Origin of the sequence: Geoanaerobacter pelophilus, from assembly GCF_018476885.1 — a bacterium.
GTDB classification, from domain to species: domain Bacteria; phylum Desulfobacterota; class Desulfuromonadia; order Geobacterales; family DSM-12255; genus Geoanaerobacter; species Geoanaerobacter pelophilus.
Genome location: NZ_JAHCVJ010000007.1, coordinates 152,146 through 170,883 on the forward strand (window position 1 = coordinate 152,146; position 18,738 = coordinate 170,883).

Consider the following 18,738-nt stretch of genomic DNA (forward strand, 5'->3'; position numbering starts at 1 on the left):
AGAGACTGAAAACAATTTGTTGTTGGACGGATTGGTCCGCAACTAAAAGGAGTCTATTATGAGCGCCGAAGCTGCTGTCAAATACGTAACCGAAACCCCGGAAAGTGAAAAAGAGCGGGTGGCCGCCTGGATCAATACCGAAGAATACAAGGAACTCAATTTCAAGCGCGAGGCGCTGGTGATCGCCCCTCCGCATACCTGCCAGCCTCTGGGGGCAGAACTGGTGGCACATGCCTTTGAAGGTTCGCTTCCTTTTGTCCATGGTTCCCAGGGGTGTGCCTCTTACTACCGCTCGACCCTTAACCGTCACTTCCGCGAGCCGGCGCCGGCGGTGTCCGACTCCATGACCGAGGACGGCGCTGTGTTCGGCGGCCAGAACAACCTCCACGAAGGGTTGGAAAACGCCATTGCCATCTACAAGCCGAAAATGGTCTCCATCTTTACCTCCTGTATGCCGGAGATCATCGGCGACGACTTGGTCGCCTTCCTCAAGAACGCTCGCAACAAAGGGATTATTCCTGAAGGGATGCCGGTGCCTTTCGCCAATACCCCGAGCTTCAACGGCTCCCACATCCACGGCTACGACGCCATGCTGTTATCGATCCTCCAGACCCTGACTGAAGGGAAGAAGGTGGAAGGGCGCTGCACTGGCAAGATCAACCTCATTCCGGGCTTTGACGCCAACACCGGCAACTTCCGTGAATACAAACGGCTCTTTGCCGAGTTCGGCGTGCCAGCTACCATTCTGGGCGACATCTCCGATGTCTTCGACGTCCCTTGCGACGGCACTTACCATACCTATCCCGGCGGCACCAAGCTGGATGATGCCGCCGACTCCATCAACGGCAAGGCCACCCTCAGCGTCGGCCCCTATTCGGCCACCAAGACCTTTGCCTGGCTGAAGGACAACTACTCTGGCAAGCATGCAGCCATCCCGATGCCGCTGGGTATTGCCAAGACCGACGAGTTCATCAAGAAGATCTCCGAACTCTCGGGCAAGCCGGTGCCCGAGTCGATCAAGAACGAGCGGGGCAGGGCGGTTGATGCCATGACCGATTCTCACCAGTACATGCACGGCAAAAAGTTTGCTCTTTACGGCGATCCGGACCAGCTGTTAGGTTACGTCTCCTTCCTGCTGGAGATGGGGGCCATCCCGTATCACATCCTCTGCAGCAAGGGGAGCAAGAAAGTGGAGAAGGAGATCCAGGCGCTGCTCGATTCCTCCATGTACGGCAAGGGTTGCAAGATCTACATGGGCAAAGACCTGTGGCACATGCGCAGCCTGATCATGACCGATCCGGTAGATGCCATGATCGGCGATACCCACGGCAAGTTTGCCTGCCGCGACGCTGGCATCCCGCTGTTCCGCTTCGGCTTCCCGATCTTTGACCGGGTCAACAAGCACCGCTACCCGATCATCGGCTATCAGGGGGTAATCAACATGGTTACCGAGATCTGCAACAAGTTCATCGATATCAAGGATGAGACTTGCGAGGATCGCTTCTTTGAAATGATGCGCTAACCGTAACAGAAGCTCTCGATCGCATCATTGACAGCAGGTAATTTGCCGGTATTATTGATATGTTAATAATAATGCCGCCAAACCCCGGGTGACCGGGGGACGGAACACCACGGGACTAAACCTACTTTCCAGCTTATAGTCGGCCGGGTTGCCGGAGCCTTCACCGTATGGAGGCACCGAGCAGCCCGGCCTTTTTCGTTGCGGCATGTCAATAAAGGTGGAGGTTTGCTATGAAACGCTCTCTCGGTCTGGCGTCGGTACTGCTCCTGTTCATGGTCGCTCCCTGCCTGGCAGGATTTTTCGATGACCTTGTTCGCGAAGTGCTCCCGTCACCCACGCAGCAGGATTCTCTCGACAACAGCACCATTGTCAAGGGACTCAAGGAGGCCCTGGCTACCGGCACCGAGCGGGCCGTTACCGAGGTTGCCAAGCCTGACGGCTACTTCGGCAACCAGCTTATCAAGATCCTCCTTCCCGATAAAATCCAGCAGGCAGCAGATATTCTGGGGCGCATCGGCTACCAGCAACAGGTCGATGACGTTGTCTTGAGCATGAACCGGGCCGCGGAAAAAGCGGCACCCAAGGCGGCCAGCTTCTTCGGTGATGCCATCAGGCAGATGACCCTGGAGGATGCCCAGGGGATCCTCCAGGGTGGAGATACGGCTGCAACCAGGTTCTTTGAGAACAAGACCCGACCGCAACTATTCGCTGCCTTCAAACCGGCAGTGGCCAGGAGCATGGATCAGCTGGGAACCGCCCGTGCCTATAAAGAGATGATCGGAAAGTATGATGTTTCGCCATTGGCTTCGCTGGCAGGCATCCCCTCTCTGGACCTCGATACCTATGTGACCGATAAGGCTCTGGACGGCCTTTTCATCAAGGTGGGTGAGGAGGAAAAGAAGATCAGGACCAACCCGGCAGCCCGGACCACCGATCTTTTGCGCAAGGTATTTGGCAAATGAAGTGGGGGTGCCATTCTTCATTGTCCTTAAGCTTTGGTAGAATAATAATTGGCCCAGACCAAGCGGCGATAAAACTTCCGCGCAGTCAGAAAGACGCCGCGAAAGAACCTTTTCAATATTGCCAAGGCGACCCCAAATCAGATGGATGTCGCTTTTTAGTTTCTTGCCAACGGCGGCTATGATCACCACCTATAACGCACTGCGGTCACGATGATTTCACCCTTTATCCAGAACGCTACGCACCATTGTCAGCAGGTTGGTCGGCAAATACGGCTTAGGGATCATCATCCCGGTTTCCCCTACCTGGACTTTCTGATGGGCCGGATCGGTTGCATAGCCGCTGGTGAATATCACCTTTATCTGTGGTTTCAACTCCCGAATCTCGCCATAGGCTTCCTTGCCGCTTTTCTTGGGCATGATCATATCAAACAAAAGCAGCTGGATGCGTTCTTGGTTCTCCCGGAACTTCTGCACGGCATCTTCGCCATCGACTGCGACAATGACCTCATAACCGAAGCCGCTGAGCAACGATTGCGCCATGGTACGCACAATTTCGTCATCCTCTGCCAAAAGAATCACTTCGGAGCCGGTTACCGGTTTCTCGGGGCTGACTTCGGCTTCTTGCTCAGTTAGTTTTGTGACATTGAGCGGCAGGTATATTTTGAATGTCGTGCCTGCCCCAGGCTCGCTGTTCAACGCGATATGTCCTTCGTGTTGCTTGATGATTCCGTAGACCACCGACATCCCCAGTCCGGTCCCTTTGCCGATCTCTTTTGTCGTAAAGAATGGATCGAAAATTTGTCGACAGGTCTCATCGTCCATACCCATTCCGGTGTCAGTTACCGTAAGCAGTGCATATGACCCGCTGCTTCCGTAAGCGTGGGTGGCAATGAAGGCATCGTCAAGGGAGATCCGTTCAGTGGCAATGGATAGTGAGCCCCCATCAGGCATGGCATCCCGAGCATTCGTGGCAAGGTTCATCAAGACCTGTTCAAGCTGGTGGGCATCGGCAAACACCGGGAGTGCGACGCTTTCCAGCGACATTATGCAATCGATATCTTCGCCGATAATTCTTTGCAGAAACTTTTCCACAGAACGGACAATTTCGTTGAGGTCGACAACTTTTTTGACGCTGATCTGCTTCCTGCTGAACAGGAGCAGATCCTTCGCCAGTGCTGCAGCCCGACGTGCCGCTTCCAGCATGAAGACGAGGTTTCTATGCTGGGGGTCCTCCGGGTTCATGTTCATCAGGGTCATATCCCCATAGCCGATGATCGCGGTCAGGATATTATTGAAATCATGAGCTATGCCACCGGCCAGGGTGCCGATCGATTCCATTTTCTGCGCGTGCAGTAGTTGCAATTCAAGCTTCTTGTATTCGCTGACATCCTGGAGACTGAGCAGGACCATTGCCTGCTGGGCAACTGATACCCGGATTGTGGAAAAAAGAAATGTCTTGGATTGTTCCTTGTTGTCAATTACGAGAGGCAGGGACGTTTCGACCTGATGATGGCTCTGCCCGGTGTCAAAGGTGTCCAGCACCGTTGTCCGGATGACGCATTTCCGGCAATTAAGGCTGAAACCGCAGCCATCAGAGGTTTCAAGGGCGTGAATGCAGCGCAACGCTTCGCCGCTGCGGTGGTCAATCATTTCACTGACTGCCAAGCCGGTCAGCAGGCAGGCCTGGGCATTGACCCTGCGGACCTTACGATCCTCGTCAAGCAGCAGCATGACAAAAGGAGCATTTTCGAAGATTGTCGCCAGTTCTTCTTCCTGCTCTTTAAGCGTGTTTTCAACCAGCTTGCGTTCGGCGATCTCCCTGGTTAGCTCTTCATTAAGGCTGCGCAGCTCGTCTTCGGCCTGTCTGCGCTGCAGCAGAGCATCTTCGAGTTCCAGCACCTTTTCTTCCAGCTTGGTGGCAACAATGCGGCTGTATTCGCGAAGATACTGTTCGTCATTCTCATTGATAGCAGAGGGCGTTGGCACATGTTGGCGTTTTTCCCATTCCTTTATGATGGCGCAGGTTTTTTGCCAGAGAGCTTCCGGTTCGGTCGGTTTGGAAACAAAGGCCTCAGCGCCTAGTGAAAGGGCCAGTTCGGCCTCCATTTCTCCGGTATAGGTTGATGAATAGAAAATAAACGGGATTGGCTTGAGCTCAGGATCGGCCTTCAGTGCTCTCAGTAGCTGAAAGCCGTCCATGCGCGGCATAAGGGCATCGGAGATGATGATGTCCGGATGGTGGCGGGATGCGAGGTCAAGCCCTTCCTCTCCGTCCTGAGCCTCAAAGACAGTGCAGTTATAATGCTCAAAGGTGATCCTCAAAAGTTTGCGGGCATTTACATTGTCTTCGACGATCAGTACGTTCACGGAAACTCCTAGTTACCGGTTTTCTGTTTCTTAACCCGATCAAGCAATGCATGGATATTGTCCGCGATGGTCAATGGATCTATCGGTTTTTCGAAATAGCCGGTACAGCCGGCAGCAATGATTCGGTCCATGTCGCCTGCCATGGCATAGGAAGTGATGGCAATAATAGGGATATCGCCGTTGGAGCTGCTTTGACGGATGCGCCTGGTTGCCTCAAAACCATCGATGTCCGGCAGGTTGATGTCCATGATCACAAAACAGGGCGGATCGCTGATGGCAAGCTCCACCCCTTTCACGCCGGTCTCTGCAGCAATCACTGTGTAACCGTGACGCTCTAGGGCATAGGTAATGAGCTTCAGATTGTCTTTATTATCCTCAATGACCAGTGCTTTTTTCATTGATTCTCTCCGGTATGCGGATGGTAAAGGTGCTCCCCATATCGAGTTTACTTGCGCAAATTATATCACCTTTAAGGACTTCTCCAACCAGTTTGCGGGTAAGATACAGTCCCAGTCCTGTGCCCGGGACAATAATTTTTATGGGCGAATCCAGCCGAACGAACGGTTTGAAAAGTCTGGGGATATCCTCTTCAGCAATGCCGATGCCGGTATCTGCGATGGAAATGCAGATAGGCGCTTCCGTTGCATCTTCGCAGAAAGTTTTTATTGTGATCCCGCCTTGTTCCGTAAATTTGTAGGCATTACTCAGCAGATTGATAACGCACTGGAGGAGGCGTCTCCGGTCAGTGCAGATGGTCTGGTGGTGCAGTTCCAAGTTAAGCCCCAACCCTTTTTCTTTCACCTCTTTATCGAGGTACTGGACCGCTTCAGACATGAGTTCATGGAGATCGAACTCCTCGATACGGGTATCCACCTTGCCTGCTTCAATCTTGGAAACATCAATGACATCATTGATGAGATTGAGCAGGTGCTTGCCTGAGCGAAAGATGGTGGAGAGGTTCTCCTTCTGTTCCGCATTGACCGGGCCAAGCCATTCATCACGAAGGATGCTGGAGAACCCGATGATAGAATTGAGTGGCGTTCGCAACTCATGGCTCATCGAGGCAATGAACATTGACTTTAACCGGTCCAGTTCCATCAATTTGGCATTGGCGCTTTCCAGCTCGTCGGTTTTCTGGTTGAGATCATCGACTATATTCATCAGCGCCAGCTGGTTGTCCTGGAGCTCCCGGCCTCTTTCCAGCAGTTCCGCTGTTCGTTGTTGGATCAGCTCTTCCTGGTTGACCTGTTGCGACTTGATTTGCTCAGCCAGCTGCACCTGCTCGGTTATATCGCGGGAGATAACCGATGCTCTGACGATTACACCAGTCGAGTCCCTGATTGGTGATATGGTGAGCGATACGAAAATCCGTTCACCGTTTTTACGGATTCTTTCAGTGGTAAAGTGTTCGATCCGCTCGCCGCGTTGGATCGAACCCATGATTTCATTAACTTCTTTTTCACGTTCCGGAGGAATCAGGATCCTGATGTTCTTACCAATGATTTCTTCTGCCGAATACCCATAGATACGTTCCGCGCCTTTGTTCCAGGAAAGGATATTTTCATGCAAGTCCTTGCTGAGAATGGCATCATCTGTTGATTCAACAATGGAACTGAGTAGATGCTCCGACTCCTCGGTCCTTTTGCGATCAGTTATGTCGTAAATGGTCGAGCGGCTCATCAGGTAGTTACCGTCACTGTCGCTGACCGCTGTAGCGCTGAGGATAACGGGTAGAATGGTCCCGTCCTTGCGCACCATCTCAAATTCCAGATCTTTTACCCAGCCCTGCTGCTTGAAACGGGGGTAGTTTTCCCGAAAGGTTTGCACGCTCTGCTGGGTGACAATATCGGAAAAACGCTTTCTGCCGATGATCTCGTCGCGCTCGTATCCCAGCCATTGAAGTTCGGTATCGTTGACACGGATGAATAGACCATCCTTGTCCAGGGAATGGTAACCGCAGGGGGCATGGTTGTAGAGATCATGGAGCTCTTCGGCGTATTTGCGCAATGCCTCTTGCGCCAGTTTACGCTCGCTAAGGTCCTCCTGCAGTTTTTCGTTGGCAACCTGCAATGCCGCGGTTCGCTCGGCAACCCGCATTTCCAACTCGTCCCGCGCCTTGCGCAGTTCATCCTCGGTCAGCTCCCGTTCGGCAATCTCCAGTTCCAGCTCCTCATTGATCTCACTCAGTTGGTCGTAAGATTGTTTCAGCCGGGTGTGGTTGTATATTTCATTTTTCAGGAGGCTGCTGACAAAGATGAAAAAGGTCGGTAGCTCGGCATATAATTCCCTCATGCCAAGGTGCAGGTTTTCCAGTTTGATGACACCGATCAACTCTCGGCCAACCAACAGAGGGAACACCCAGGTGTAGGCCTTGGTAAACTCCGGGCTCATCATCTGCGTGTCACAGAAATCGTGCTCGGTTTCAAGGGGCGTCCGCAGCTCAAGAACTCTCTTAACCAGATCGTCATCGATCTGCTCTATGACCTGCTGTTTACCCATGAGGTCGGCATAATGTATCTCATCGTCAATCAGGTAGTACAGGATGATATTGGTGCCGCCAATAACCGTCAGGATATTATTCAACAGGGTTTCAATCATAGGATCAAGCCCCTGGCAGGCGCTTACCTTATTGATCAGATTGACGATCAACTGCAGATATGACTTGTCTCTGGCAAGTTTTCTGGCGCGCTCCTGCAAGTCGGCCAATTCATCAGGGGTTATGACTGGTATCTCAGTCATGAGGTTTCTCGCATTTTTCTGCGTATCGCTTTTTTCAGCACTGCTTCCAGGTTATCCAGAGAAACCTCGAGCTGTTTTAGAGGCAGTCCTACCAATCGGCCGGCTTCCTCGGCTGCAACCCGGAAATCGCCGGAGCAGGGGGTTGAAACAGCAAGCAGATACCGGCGATCACTCTGGTAAAGCTCCCGGATCACTTTCAGATTAGTGCCGAAGGTTGCGGTTACGATTTGCTCCCAGTGCTGCGCCCACTCTTCCAGAAGAAAAAAGGCCCCTTGTTCCAGTTCATGGGTAAATCGCTCGTTCCCCAAAAGCATCTCCACACAGTTCTGCCCCTCGGTGCGGAACGTCGTGGCCGAGGAGAGCATCTCTTCCATGAGTGGATGGCAGGCACCATAGAAAACAATGACCTCACGTCCATCATTATGTTTCAGTGCCGAGGTTAAAGCCTGGGACAGTTTGTCAAAATTGATGTGCAACGCTGAGTCGATAAAGTATGTATCAAGCGGCCAGCCATTCTTCTCGATGAGAAAATGAATTTCTTGCTGTAAGATGCCACAGCCCAGAAGCAATAGGGGAGGGGAATGAGGGGTCATTGCGGTCCCTCAATCCTGCCGTATTCATAGGCTGCCTCCAGCATTGCCCTTATATTGGCTTCCGGTATGGCATAAGGCATGACCAGTGTGCCGAACAGGAACTTTCCGCCAGTTTTGCCTGCGTCGATCATCCTTTTTACCTCTGTCCTGATCTCGTCCTTCGACCATTCGAGGAGCATGATGTCGTTTATAACGCCGCAGGTAAGTCCGCGCCCCGCTATCAGCCGTTTCCCCTCAGCGATGTCATCCATTGGGCTCAGGTAAAACGCACCAATCCCCAGACGGTTGATGACCGCTTCGATCACATCGTTGAAGCGGGAGCTGCCGCAATAATAGACAATACCTGCTGTCCCACCCGGGCCGAGATCGCGCTCCATCCAGGGGAGCGACAGTTCATTGAAGAACTTACGAGGAATAAAGTCGGTGGAGCCGAAGGGGTTCGAGTAGACCAGAACATCGGCGCCAGCGGCCCGGTAGGCAGCTATCTGCTTTTGAAAGAAGTCCGAGCACTTGGCCAGCAGCTCGTCGCGCAGTTCGCTTGGCCCCATCATCAGCATCTGCAGCCATTTTTCCATACCCATCAACATGGCCGGCAGAGTCATCGAAGCAGTCAGGTAGGCACAGATCGGATACCTGCCGCCAGCCTCAGCCTTGAGGATTCGCAGGCATTCAAGCTCTTCGGCAAAGGCAGGGTGGCTGGTAATGTCATCGGGTACCTGTAGTTTGGCGATATCATCATATTTCTTGATAATCATCTCGCCAACGTTGGGGGGGCCGTCCTTGGCAAAGATGATCTTGCCACATCCTAGAAGTTCGGCCTCCTTGCCGACATAAAAGAGGCTCCAAAGATTATCGTAGCCGTATTTCTCCCGCATTTTGAGTTGCGCCTCGGCCACATATTCACCGCGTGAATAATACTCCTCAATGGAGAGGCCCAGTTCTTTGGCCCCCTGGTCGAGCAGGTTACAGAAAACCGGGATCCGGTCGGCTGGTGTGCCTTTGATGGCGGCATTCAAACGCTCCATGCCTGTCATGTTCTGTGTACCTCCCGGATCAGATCGGAGATCACTTTGCCGGCTTTGATGCCATTTTCAGCCCAGGTATCTGCCCCAACTTCGGCATATAGCTGCGGATTGAATCGGTACGGAGCACCGCCTACCGCAATCTTGATTTTATCTTCCAGGCCACGTGTTTTGAGCAGTTCCCTTACCCGACAGCAGCCGTTCTCTCCTTTTGCGGTATGTACCATCATGGATGAAATACCGATGACTTGGGCATCGTGAGCCACAGCCTCATCGATGAATCGCTCCGGCGCAACATTGAGGCCGAGATCAATAACCTCAACCATCATGGCTTTCAGGCACCCCCCGACAATTCGTTTGCCCAGCCCGTGAAAGTCCCCTTGGGAGGTACCTATGATCACACTACCGATACTCTGAGGGGCTTTATGGAAAAGCGGCAACATTTCATCGACTACCTCTGAGGCAATCTGGGCTGCCATGAAGTGCTGAGCCAGACTTCCCCCTTGGTTCTCGCTGACTGTTTGCATCATCAGCTCGATTGATGGCACGACAACCTCAAATACCACCGCTTCCGGAGTGAACCCCCGTTGCAGGGCATTGTGAACAACCAACAGCGCCTTGTCCCGGTCCGTGTCCATGATGGCTGCGTTATAGTTGCGTAACAGTCTGTTCAGTCTGATCGCCCCCTTCTTAACTGTATGATATCTCTTAATTAAGCAGTGTCAATGTTGCCCGGTGTTTGGGCTTCCAATGCTTTGATCCGTTCCTTCAGCTCGATCATTCGCAGTTCCCTGCCGACAAATATCTTGTTAAGGCGTTCCAGCTCAGCATTTTTCCCTTTAAGTTCTGCAGTCCTTGCCTGGACACGAAGATCTAGCTCTTCGTTTAGTAAACGCAATTCCTCCTCTGTTTGCTTGCGTTCGGTAATGTCGTTCCAGATGGTTAGGGCACTGACTACCTTGCCGTCTGCATCAAACTCCGGAACAACGCGCACAAACCAGCAAATGGCTTTTCCTTCCTTGTTCCATGACAGATCGATTTTTGCCACCGTACCGGATGCCATCGCTGCCATCAGCTTTTCAGTAAACTCGGTTGCGATGGGAGCCAGTTCAGTTGAGAGTTCTACCGGTTTTCTGCCGATTACTTCCTGTGCAGAGAGTCGATTGACCCGCTCGAATTCTGGATTGACGTAGATCCGCCTCCCTTCCCGATCGTAGCGCACAATAACGTCCGGAGAGTTTTCCGCCAAAGAACGAAAGAGCTGCTCGCTGGCATGAAGCCTGATCTCCGCCTGTTTACGCTCGGTAATATCGGCAACTGCTGCAATTGACCCCATGTAATTTCCTGTATCATCGTGTATCGGTCCGGTTTCGAGTCGCGTATAAATCCGCTGACCATCTTTTCTGATAAATTCAAAATCGTGCTGTTCCTTTATTCCTTGTTTGCGCCGTTCAATATTCTGCTCGGCAATTGCTCTGCCTTGTTCATCCATAAAAGTAAACAGGTGCCTGCCGATCATTTCCTCGGGGGTATAACCCAAGGTATCCGCCATACGGGGATTGACAAACGTGGTTACGGCATCTTTGTCAATGACCCAAATCCCTTCCTGGATCGTATCCAACAGGCGCCGGTAGTTCTCTTCACTTTTACGCAACCGTTCCCGGTCGCTGATCAGTTGCTGCTCTGCGGAGAGGAGTTTTCCCGAGGCATAGTTGAGCGACTCCTCAAGCGCCTCTATTTCAATGGTTTCGTGATGAACTTCAATCCGGTTACCCTTGCATTCGTTCAGCTCCCGGGCAAAGAGTGCCAGTTTGTTCAACGCTACTGCCGTTGGTCGTAATACAATGAATATCATTGCCGCACTGCAGATAACCCACAGCATTGCGAGGATCAAGTTTTGCGTCAATGTCTCTTCCTGGGATCGATTAATGGATGCCAGACTGAAATCGGCCCTGACCCAGCCGAGCAGCTTGCCGGCTGTAATCGGGTACCAGAAAACCAGATGCTCTCCGGAAATGCTATCTGAAGGCTTGCTGTTGCTCGGCAGAACAATGCGTTTCATATCAGTTGGCACAATAAGTTTGCCGTCCAGAGTCCGTTTGGTGTCGCCGACAATTCTGCCATCTGGTTCGAATACCTGCAGCTGAACCACGTTTGGCAGCTCCGCTGATTTGAGGAGAAATGATTCCAGCTCGGCATAGTCTTCGAGGATGAGAAACCGTGCGCAATTTTCGGCAAAATGTTCGACCATGACAGATGAGTGGTCGCGCATCGCTGTGATCAGCCGCTCGGACTGACGCGTTGCCGTGACCCACCCCGAGAGGATGCCGGTCACGCATAACACGATGGCAACCAGGACGATCGTACGGTTATTCAGGTGACGCGGAAGCAGTTTCATCTATCTTCCCCAATCGGTCAGCTCCCGGATATCAATAAGTTCCAGGGACTGGTAATCGTTCTTGTAATCAGCAGCAACCGGAGACGGCAGCCTGACGGTCCGCAACAATTCAGCACCATTCTTTAGCGAAGCTAATTCCAGCAAAGCACTCTTTACCCGTTCACGCACATTAAAGGGAACCCGTGGGTGAGCCGAGAGTGGATGTGGGGCAATCTTCGGCGTTTCGATAACAGAGCGAAGCTGCTCGCGATTTGCCTCTAGCTCCCGTTCCAGCTCTGGTATGAACACCGCGCCGGCTGATGACTTTCCCAAAAGAACACTCTTGATCACGTTGCGCGTTGACCCTGCGTAATTACTGGCAAATATGAGTGGGGGCTCCCGTTTGGCCAGCATGTGGCGGACAAAGACACTGCACAGGTTCTTGTTCCCGACGAACGAGATCGTCTCGCCGGAGAGATCGTCAAGGGTTCTAAAGGGGGAATCTTTGCGAACGAAAACCCCGATCGCAATAGCCTTGCCGCCGCGCACCAGCGGAATGTATTGGTGTGTTTGGTGAGCTACTACGGTCTGGATGGGAGAGGCGAAGATGAAATCGGGGTTGCCTTCCCCAATTTCACGCTCAAAGTCTGCCATCCGTTCGAATAGTTTCAGGCTGAAACGGATGCCGGTTTTTTGTGTCAGCCACTCCAGCAGAGGGGTCCATTGAGTATGCATGGTAACAGTTGGTACAGAGGGGATGACGGCAATGGTGTATGACATGTTTTCTGCTGCTTTTGCTGGTGAAACTGCACCTGCTAAGAGTGCTGCGCACAATTCGATTACTATTATCAGTCTGTTCATAGTCTGCTCCTGCACTTATCAGGTTCTGCAACCGTTTCGCTGTGAGCTGCCTTGTCGGCTTCCAACTCTGATAGTCTTTCCTTCAGCTGAACCATCCGTAGTTCGCGCCCAACAAAAGCCTTGTTCAACTGCTCCAGCTCATGGTTCCTCAGTTCGAGTTCCATTGTACGTTCTCTGACTCGCTGCTCCAGTTCTTCATTGAGTCTTATAATTTTCTCTTCCGCCTGTTTGCGCTCAGTTATGTCGGTTATGACGCCATCGTATGACTGAAGCTCGCCGTCAGGGCCGACGCAGGGAACAAGCGTGGTCTGCACCCAGCGGATCGAGCCGTCCTTGTGCTGAATCCGGTGTTCAAAGGTATCAGTGGTTTTATCTTTCTGGAGATGCTGAGCCGCATCAACAACTGTCTGGCGGTCTTCCGGGTAAATCATGCGATACCAGAGGTCAGGGTCAGCCGCGTACTCTTCGGCAGAAAAACCGGTTACTGCCAAACAACCCGGGCCATGCTCCGTAGCAACGGTTTTTTCGCCATCCATGACAACCGTGTACATATAACTGGTGACCGAGGCAAGGAGGTCACGAAAACGTTGCTCGCTCTCACGCAGAGTTTCCAGTGCTGCATGCAGTTCAGCTGTACGCTCACGGATAGCTGTTTCAAGCTGCAGCTCGGTCATCTCCAGCATCATGCGTTGTTGATACAGATCGCAAAAAACCCGTATCTTGCTGCGCAGGATAGTTGGCTCGATCGGTTTCAACAGGTAATCAAACGCCCCGGTTTCATATCCCTTGAACTGGTGTTCCGTGTCTTTCAAGGCTGCGCTGATAAATATGATCGGTACGCGGCTGGTTTTAGGGTTTGCCCGCATCAGTTCGGCTGTCTCAAAACCGTCCATGCCAGGCATCCTGACATCCAGAAGAACGATCGCGAAATCATGCTTCAGTGAGAGGCTCAGCGCCTCATTCCCAGATTGTGCAGTGAAAAGCGCGAGACCCATGTCATCCAGAAGCGCTTCCAGCGCAATGAGGTTCTCAGGACGATCATCAACCAGCAAGATCGGTATTTTATCGGTTTCCATGGCTCTCCAGCTCCTTGATCTTTCCACCATCAGTAATTCCCGGCATCATCTTCAAAACGTCCAGCAGGTTGCGCGCCCCCATGTTCCTGATCTCTTCAACGGTGATGACAGTTGCAATGGCCGAGGCCTTGCGCAAGAGAAGGTTCAACCGCCCAGGTTGTACGACCTGAAATGTGAAAGCACCCCAACCACAAGACAATTAACAATATTTGGTTTTTGGGTTGTAGCCTCATATTTTCGCCTCCAGAGCTTTGATCCGCTCCTTCAACTCCACCATCTTCAACTCTCTGCCGACATAACTCTTGAGCATGTTCTGCAGATCGGCGTTTTTAGCCTCCAGTTCGGCGGTGCGCTCGCGCACCCGTTGCTCCAGCCGTTCGTTTGCCTGCTCCAGCTCGTTCTGGGCAGCGCGGCGCTCCTCCATCTCTTTTTCCAACAGGAGCGCCTGCTCCTGCAGGCTCTCCTGTGCCACCTGCCGCTCGGCGATCTCCTGATCAAGCTCGTACGTCCGCTGCATAAGCGCCTCTTCTGCCTGCTTGTGCCGGGTGATGTCCTGGAAGGCCACCACCACCCCAACGATTTCCGTCCCCTGCTTCATGGCGGAAGCGACCAGCGAAACAGGGAACATACTGCCGTCCTTACGCGTAAACGTCACTTCAGCCTCGCGCTTCACCCCATCACGCAGGGTATGGAGAACGGGACACGCTTCCGGATGGTTGGGGAGTCCGCTCTCCGTATGCCGATGAAACAGGTCGTGGATCTTTACTTCGATGAGTTCGCTTGCGGCAAACCCCAGCATTGTCAAGGCGGCAGGGTTGACAAATATGCATCTCTCCCACGCATCGACGCCGTATACTCCTTCGGCCAGGCTGGCGAGAAGCAGTCGTTCCTTTTCCGCCAGTCGCTCCACTTCGCGCAGTGAGCGATTAGCGCGGCGGTACAACACGATCAGCCCAGCACTGGCAACCGACAAAAGCAGCAGCAACCCACCCAGGGTAACGATCCACGGCGCATGCCGCTTCCAAAGGTCGGCAAGGGTGAATTCCGGCGGCCGGTCAAAGGGGGGGAGGCGCAGCTTCCGGAGCAGGTGCTCTACGCCGTCATAATTGGCGGGAACGGTGAAGCCGCTGATGGTGGCGGCGGGGCCGGTGAGGCTGTTGCGCGGCAGCAGGAAGAGGGCGGCCGCCAGGCGTGCCGCCAGTTCCGATTCAACATGCGGCAGCACCGCCACCGGCCATTCCGGATAGAGTCGGGTGGAGACAACAAACGGGCTGTGGGGAGCGTTCCGCCGATTAATGATCTTGAGTCGTTCCGGGTCGAGTTTGCCTTCCCTGATCATCCCCTCGATGACGCCGGCCCGGGCAAAGCCGACGTCGGCACGACCGGCCAGGACCGCTTCGATAACCTTGTCATGTGGTTGTCCGGTTATCACTAACCGTTCGTGGGGCGGCATCGGCAACCCCGCCTCCACCATCTCCATCTCTTGCATCTGGAAACCGCCGAACGCATCGGTAGCGACCGTGGCAATCTTTTTGTCGGAAAGGTCCGCGAGCGACGTGATATCGCCGCGGTCGGAGCGGGCAATTATGACCCCGCCGTAGGTGCTGAGCTCATGGGTGCCCATTCGGGAGACCATGGTCGCCAACGGAGAGGAAAAACCGCAGGTCTGCTTGAGGAGAACGAAGTGACTGGCGGTCGTGATCACCACATCAGTCGAGCGTTTTTTCGCAACATCGGCCAGTTCCGTATAGTCGTATACCGCCAGTTCTACCGGCTGCTTAAGGGCCATCCGCAGATACTCCGCCACCGGCTGCCACTGTGCCAGCGCCTGCGGCTTGGGCCGATAGGCTAGTACACCGAGCTTAAGCGTTACCTCGTCTTGCGCGGCGAATGCCGTACAGGCAACCAGCAGCAGAGTAATGACAGCAATGAGGCGTGTCATGATCCACTCCGTTCGTTGAGTTGCCGGATCTGCTGCTCCAGTTCAGTGATCCGTTCCTTTAACTCAACCATTTTGAGTTCCCGGCCGACGAAGAGCTTATTCATTCGTTCCAACTCGGCATACTTTTCCTGCAATTCGATGGTACGCTCCAGCACCCGTCGTTCCAGGTCGTCTTTGAGCCGTTGGAGCTCGTCGCCGGCGAGTTTTCTTTCAGTGATATCGGTGAACATTGCGAAGGAGCCCTGAAACTGATGTTGGTCATCAAGAATCGGGGTAGCAGAAACCAGGGTCCAGACCGCCTCACCGTTTTTACGGCGGAAGCGGCGTTCATAATGCTCTGGTTGCCCATGACGGCGATTGCCCATTCTCAGCAGATGGTTCGGCACGTCCTCGTCGAACATGAAGTCGGCCATTGGCCGGCCGAACATTTCCGCTCCGGTGTAGCCGAGCATTTCGGTCATCCGGGCGTTAACAAAGGTGGTCAGATGATCCGCCCCTAGCGACCAGATTCCCTCGGCGGCCGTGTCCACTATGCGCCGATATTTTCCCTCACTTATGCGCAGCTCTTCCTCGGCCCGGCGCCGCGCCTTCTGCTCTCCAATCTCATCCAGCGCCCGCTCAATTGCCAACGGCAGCTTGTCCAATCGGTCTTTCAGCACATAGTCTGTGGCGCCTAGTTTGAGGAGTTCCACTGCCTTTTCTTCGCCGACGGCGCCGGAAACTACAATGAAGGGCAGGCCGGGAGCGAGGGCATTTACCAGTGACAGCGCCGCCGGCGCCTCAAAACCTGGCAGCAGGTAATCGGCCAGCACAAGATCGTATCCGCCTCTCTGGAGCAACGAGGCAAACTTCAGTTCACTGGCTGCCCAGTCGAGCTGCAGGGAAAAGCCGGCGTCGATCAGCCGCTCCCGGATTAGCTCGGCATCCCGTGGCGAGTCTTCGAGGTGCAGTATCCGCAGAGGTCGCTCTCGCTGCATTTCATTGGTCATTGGAGGTTGCTCCTTTTGGGGGCAGTTCGTTCAGTAAGGCCCAGAAAATACCGAGTTGCTTCACCGCCTCGACAAATTCCGTAAACTTTACCGGTTTGACCACATAGGCGTTGCTCCCCAGTTCATAACTACGGATCAGATCATGCTCCTCCCGCGAGGAGGTCAACATCACCACCGGTATCAGTTTTAAGGCAGGGTCGGAGCGGATGGCCCGCAGCACATCAATGCCATCCAGACGTGGCATTTTGATGTCGAGCACCACCACTGCCGGATTACCAGGCGTGCGCGTTGCGAACCGGCCTTCGCAGCGCAGATATTCCAATGCCTCAACACCGTCCCTGACGTGCGTAACCCGGTTGACCAGATTGTTTTCTGCCAAGGCCTCTAATGTCAGTTCGGCGTCTCTAGGATTGTCTTCCGCCAGCAGAATCGGTTTAAGTTCAGACATCGCTTTCCTCCGTATGTAGCGGCAGAGTGAAATGAAACGTCGCACCACGGTTCAGTTCTGCCTCGGCCCAGACCCGGCCGCCATGCCGGTTAATTATTCGCTGGACAGTGGCCAGGCCGATGCCGGTCCCTTCGAACTCCTCCTGGGTATGTAGACGTTGAAAGACGCCGAAGAGCTTGCCGGCATATTGCATGTCAAACCCCACCCCGTTATCGGTTACCGTAAAGATGTCTTCATCGTTTTCTCTGCTGGAGCTGACCGTTATCCGGGTGGTCTCCCTGGTTCGGGTATATTTAACCGCATTCCCCAGCAGGTTGGCCCACACCTGGCGCAGCAGGGCGAAATCTCCCCGGACCATGGGCAGTTTCTCTATGGCCCACTCAATGGCACGCCCAGCACAGCCCTCCTGTAAGGTGACCAGCGCTTCTTCCATTGCCTTGTTCATGTCCACACGTTCCTGGTGGATCTCAGCGCGACCGGTCCGGGAAAACTGCAGCAGGTCGTCGATCAACACCCCCATCTGACGAGCGGAGGCGGCGATGGTATCTGCGTAATGCAAGCCTTTATCTGTAAGACTGTCGCGGCAGCGCGATACCAGCAGATCCACATACCCGTCGATATGTCTGAGCGGCGCCCGCAGGTCGTGCGACACGGAGTAGCAAAATGCCTCCAGCTCCTGATTGGCAGCTTGCAACTGGGCAGTGCGCTCGGTCACCCGCCGTTCCAGTTCGGCGTTCAATCGGCGAACTTCCTCTTCTGCCAGTTTGCGCTCGGTAATATCGATGTTGGTACCGATCATACGCAGGGGGGTGCCGTTTTCATCTCTGAATGTCTGCGAGTTCGCTTTGATGTAGCGGATGTTGCCATCTGGCAGGACGATGCGAAATTCGGGAGCATACTCGCGCTCGCCGCGCAGGGCGGCCTGAATCTCTCCTTCGGTCTGGGCTTTGTCCAGAGGATGAATGGTGCGGGCCCAGGCGTCGTAAGCGCCACCAAAGTCTTCCCTTTGAATGGCGTAGAGACGATACATCGACTCTTCCCATGCCAGCTCATTTTTAGGGATGTCCCAGTCCCAAACCCCCAGTTGAGCAGCATGGGTGGCCAGGGAAAAACGTTCGTTCATCCGCCTGAGATCCTCTTCGGCCTGCTTCATGTCGCTGATCATTTCGCGCAATTGGCCTGACATGTTGTTGAATGCCTGAACCAGCATGTCCAGTTCGTCATTCCCCTTGAAGAACATCGGTTTCGGCAGAACCAGGGCATCCGTCTGGCCACGGTTCAGCTCGCTGATGTGGTTCTCAAATGTTTCAAGACGTCGCGTTACAATTTGCCGGAAGATAAACAGCATGAAGACTGCTACAAGGGCAATCTGCCCCAACTGAAACAGAAACCTGACATGTGCCTTGGAAAGCAGATCCTTGGATATGTCGTTGTAGTTCACCTGAAGTTGGAGATTTCCCAGCGGAATGATTCTGTCTTCTAAGCGGTAGTTGAGGGCGAAAGACCTCCGAATGGTGGCCTCATCCGGCAGGTTGTTCCCGGTTGACGCCAGGATCTGGCCACCGGACTCAACCTGTGCCTTGGTCACATGGGGGATATTGAGCAGAGAGTTCAACTGGATCTGGAGTTGCCGCATATCCATGACCCACAGGCTCTCATTTATGCCGGGGACGTTGGTCTTTACCAGCTGCCGGAGATCCCGCTCGACTTTGTCAGCCTCCTCATGGGAAGAAACGACATAGAGCCCCATGGTCGAAGCGCCGGCCAGCAGAAGACTTAAAACCAGCACGGATGCGGTCATCCTGTAGGCAATGGAATTGAAGTCCCCCCGGCTCAGCAT

The 18,738-nt window shown here is 53.7% G+C and carries 16 protein-coding genes and 1 riboswitch; of the genes, 2 read left to right on the forward strand and 14 right to left on the reverse strand.

Annotation, left to right across the window (positions count from 1 at the left end):
• The first annotated feature begins 58 nt into the window (after positions 1-58).
• Together nifK and KI809_RS16490 are read left to right on the forward strand one after the other, a co-directional pair.
• Positions 59-1,522 (forward strand): nitrogenase molybdenum-iron protein subunit beta, encoded by a 1,464-nt coding sequence (gene nifK / locus KI809_RS16485; RefSeq protein WP_214172682.1) that lies wholly within the window; start codon positions 59-61, stop codon positions 1,520-1,522.
• Positions 1,523-1,588: 66 nt separating this feature from the next.
• Positions 1,589-1,678, forward strand: a riboswitch (cyclic di-GMP riboswitch).
• 74 nt (positions 1,679-1,752) lie between these two features.
• Positions 1,753-2,484 (forward strand): DUF4197 domain-containing protein, encoded by a 732-nt coding sequence (locus KI809_RS16490; protein WP_214172683.1) that lies wholly within the window; start codon positions 1,753-1,755, stop codon positions 2,482-2,484.
• 216 nt (positions 2,485-2,700) lie between these two features.
• On the opposite strand, the gene KI809_RS16495 is transcribed toward KI809_RS16490, so the two are convergent.
• From KI809_RS16495 to KI809_RS16560, 14 genes are all read right to left on the reverse strand, one after another.
• Positions 2,701-4,851 carry a hybrid sensor histidine kinase/response regulator gene (locus KI809_RS16495; RefSeq protein WP_214172684.1) on the reverse strand — a complete coding sequence of 717 codons (2,151 nt, stop codon included), beginning with the start codon at positions 4,849-4,851 and terminating at the stop codon, positions 2,701-2,703.
• Positions 4,852-4,859: 8 nt separating this feature from the next.
• Positions 4,860-5,249, reverse strand: coding sequence for a response regulator (locus KI809_RS16500; protein ID WP_214172685.1), 390 nt, complete (start codon positions 5,247-5,249; stop codon positions 4,860-4,862).
• Complete coding sequence (locus KI809_RS16505; RefSeq protein WP_214172686.1) at positions 5,227-7,590, reverse strand: PAS domain-containing sensor histidine kinase; 2,364 nt, start codon at positions 7,588-7,590, stop codon at positions 5,227-5,229. The genes KI809_RS16500 and KI809_RS16505 overlap by 23 nt, the downstream gene beginning before the upstream one ends.
• Positions 7,587-8,183 (reverse strand): DUF1638 domain-containing protein, encoded by a 597-nt coding sequence (locus KI809_RS16510; protein ID WP_214172687.1) that lies wholly within the window; start codon positions 8,181-8,183, stop codon positions 7,587-7,589. The genes KI809_RS16505 and KI809_RS16510 overlap by 4 nt, the downstream gene beginning before the upstream one ends.
• Positions 8,180-9,217: a uroporphyrinogen decarboxylase family protein gene (locus KI809_RS16515; protein ID WP_214172688.1), complete on the reverse strand. Its 1,038-nt coding sequence runs from the start codon at positions 9,215-9,217 to the stop codon at positions 8,180-8,182. Before KI809_RS16515 ends, KI809_RS16510 begins: the two co-directional genes overlap by 4 nt.
• Complete coding sequence (locus KI809_RS16520; RefSeq protein ID WP_214172689.1) at positions 9,214-9,843, reverse strand: cobalamin B12-binding domain-containing protein; 630 nt, start codon at positions 9,841-9,843, stop codon at positions 9,214-9,216. The genes KI809_RS16515 and KI809_RS16520 overlap by 4 nt, the downstream gene beginning before the upstream one ends.
• A gap of 74 nt (positions 9,844-9,917) precedes the next feature.
• A complete protein-coding gene (locus KI809_RS16525; protein ID WP_214172690.1) occupies positions 9,918-11,603 on the reverse strand; it encodes a PAS domain-containing protein in 1,686 nt (561 codons plus the stop codon).
• Positions 11,604-12,443, reverse strand: coding sequence for a phosphate/phosphite/phosphonate ABC transporter substrate-binding protein (locus tag KI809_RS16530; protein ID WP_214172691.1), 840 nt, complete (start codon positions 12,441-12,443; stop codon positions 11,604-11,606). It lies immediately after the preceding gene.
• Positions 12,440-13,519, reverse strand: a complete 1,080-nt coding sequence (locus tag KI809_RS16535; protein ID WP_214172692.1) for a response regulator — start codon at positions 13,517-13,519, stop codon at positions 12,440-12,442. Before KI809_RS16535 ends, KI809_RS16530 begins: the two co-directional genes overlap by 4 nt.
• Complete coding sequence (locus KI809_RS16540) at positions 13,506-13,667, reverse strand: TonB-dependent receptor plug domain-containing protein (protein ID WP_214172693.1); 162 nt, start codon at positions 13,665-13,667, stop codon at positions 13,506-13,508. Before KI809_RS16540 ends, KI809_RS16535 begins: the two co-directional genes overlap by 14 nt.
• An 81-nt stretch (positions 13,668-13,748) precedes the next feature.
• A complete protein-coding gene (locus tag KI809_RS16545) occupies positions 13,749-15,461 on the reverse strand; it encodes a phosphate/phosphite/phosphonate ABC transporter substrate-binding protein (protein WP_214172694.1) in 1,713 nt (570 codons plus the stop codon).
• The gene (locus tag KI809_RS16550) at positions 15,458-16,450 is read right to left on the reverse strand and encodes a PAS domain S-box protein (RefSeq protein WP_214172695.1); all 993 of its coding nucleotides are present in this window, start codon (positions 16,448-16,450) and stop codon (positions 15,458-15,460) included. Before KI809_RS16550 ends, KI809_RS16545 begins: the two co-directional genes overlap by 4 nt.
• Positions 16,440-16,898, reverse strand: a complete 459-nt coding sequence (locus KI809_RS16555; protein ID WP_214172696.1) for a response regulator — start codon at positions 16,896-16,898, stop codon at positions 16,440-16,442. Before KI809_RS16555 ends, KI809_RS16550 begins: the two co-directional genes overlap by 11 nt.
• Positions 16,891-18,738 (reverse strand): ATP-binding protein, encoded by a 1,848-nt coding sequence (locus tag KI809_RS16560; protein ID WP_214172697.1) that lies wholly within the window; start codon positions 18,736-18,738, stop codon positions 16,891-16,893. Before KI809_RS16560 ends, KI809_RS16555 begins: the two co-directional genes overlap by 8 nt.

What these genes read in the sequence shown, in the direction of transcription:
- KI809_RS16560 (WP_214172697.1), bottom strand. Translation starts at nt 18,738, where the DNA reads ATGCTGAGCCGGGGGGACTTCAATTCCATTGCCTACAGGATGACCGCA.
- KI809_RS16535 (WP_214172692.1), bottom strand. Translation starts at nt 13,519, where the DNA reads ATGGAAACCGATAAAATACCGATCTTGCTGGTTGATGATCGTCCTGAG.
- KI809_RS16500 (WP_214172685.1), bottom strand. Translation starts at nt 5,249, where the DNA reads ATGAAAAAAGCACTGGTCATTGAGGATAATAAAGACAATCTGAAGCTC.
- KI809_RS16530 (WP_214172691.1), bottom strand. Translation starts at nt 12,443, where the DNA reads ATGAACAGACTGATAATAGTAATCGAATTGTGCGCAGCACTCTTAGCA.
- KI809_RS16525 (WP_214172690.1), bottom strand. Translation starts at nt 11,603, where the DNA reads ATGAAACTGCTTCCGCGTCACCTGAATAACCGTACGATCGTCCTGGTT.
- KI809_RS16490 (WP_214172683.1), top strand. Translation starts at nt 1,753, where the DNA reads ATGAAACGCTCTCTCGGTCTGGCGTCGGTACTGCTCCTGTTCATGGTC.
- nifK (WP_214172682.1), top strand. Translation starts at nt 59, where the DNA reads ATGAGCGCCGAAGCTGCTGTCAAATACGTAACCGAAACCCCGGAAAGT.
- KI809_RS16550 (WP_214172695.1), bottom strand. Translation starts at nt 16,450, where the DNA reads ATGACCAATGAAATGCAGCGAGAGCGACCTCTGCGGATACTGCACCTC.
- KI809_RS16510 (WP_214172687.1), bottom strand. Translation starts at nt 8,183, where the DNA reads ATGACCCCTCATTCCCCTCCCCTATTGCTTCTGGGCTGTGGCATCTTA.
- KI809_RS16545 (WP_214172694.1), bottom strand. Translation starts at nt 15,461, where the DNA reads ATGACACGCCTCATTGCTGTCATTACTCTGCTGCTGGTTGCCTGTACG.
- KI809_RS16515 (WP_214172688.1), bottom strand. Translation starts at nt 9,217, where the DNA reads ATGACAGGCATGGAGCGTTTGAATGCCGCCATCAAAGGCACACCAGCC.
- KI809_RS16505 (WP_214172686.1), bottom strand. Translation starts at nt 7,590, where the DNA reads ATGACTGAGATACCAGTCATAACCCCTGATGAATTGGCCGACTTGCAG.
- KI809_RS16520 (WP_214172689.1), bottom strand. Translation starts at nt 9,843, where the DNA reads ATGGACACGGACCGGGACAAGGCGCTGTTGGTTGTTCACAATGCCCTG.
- KI809_RS16555 (WP_214172696.1), bottom strand. Translation starts at nt 16,898, where the DNA reads ATGTCTGAACTTAAACCGATTCTGCTGGCGGAAGACAATCCTAGAGAC.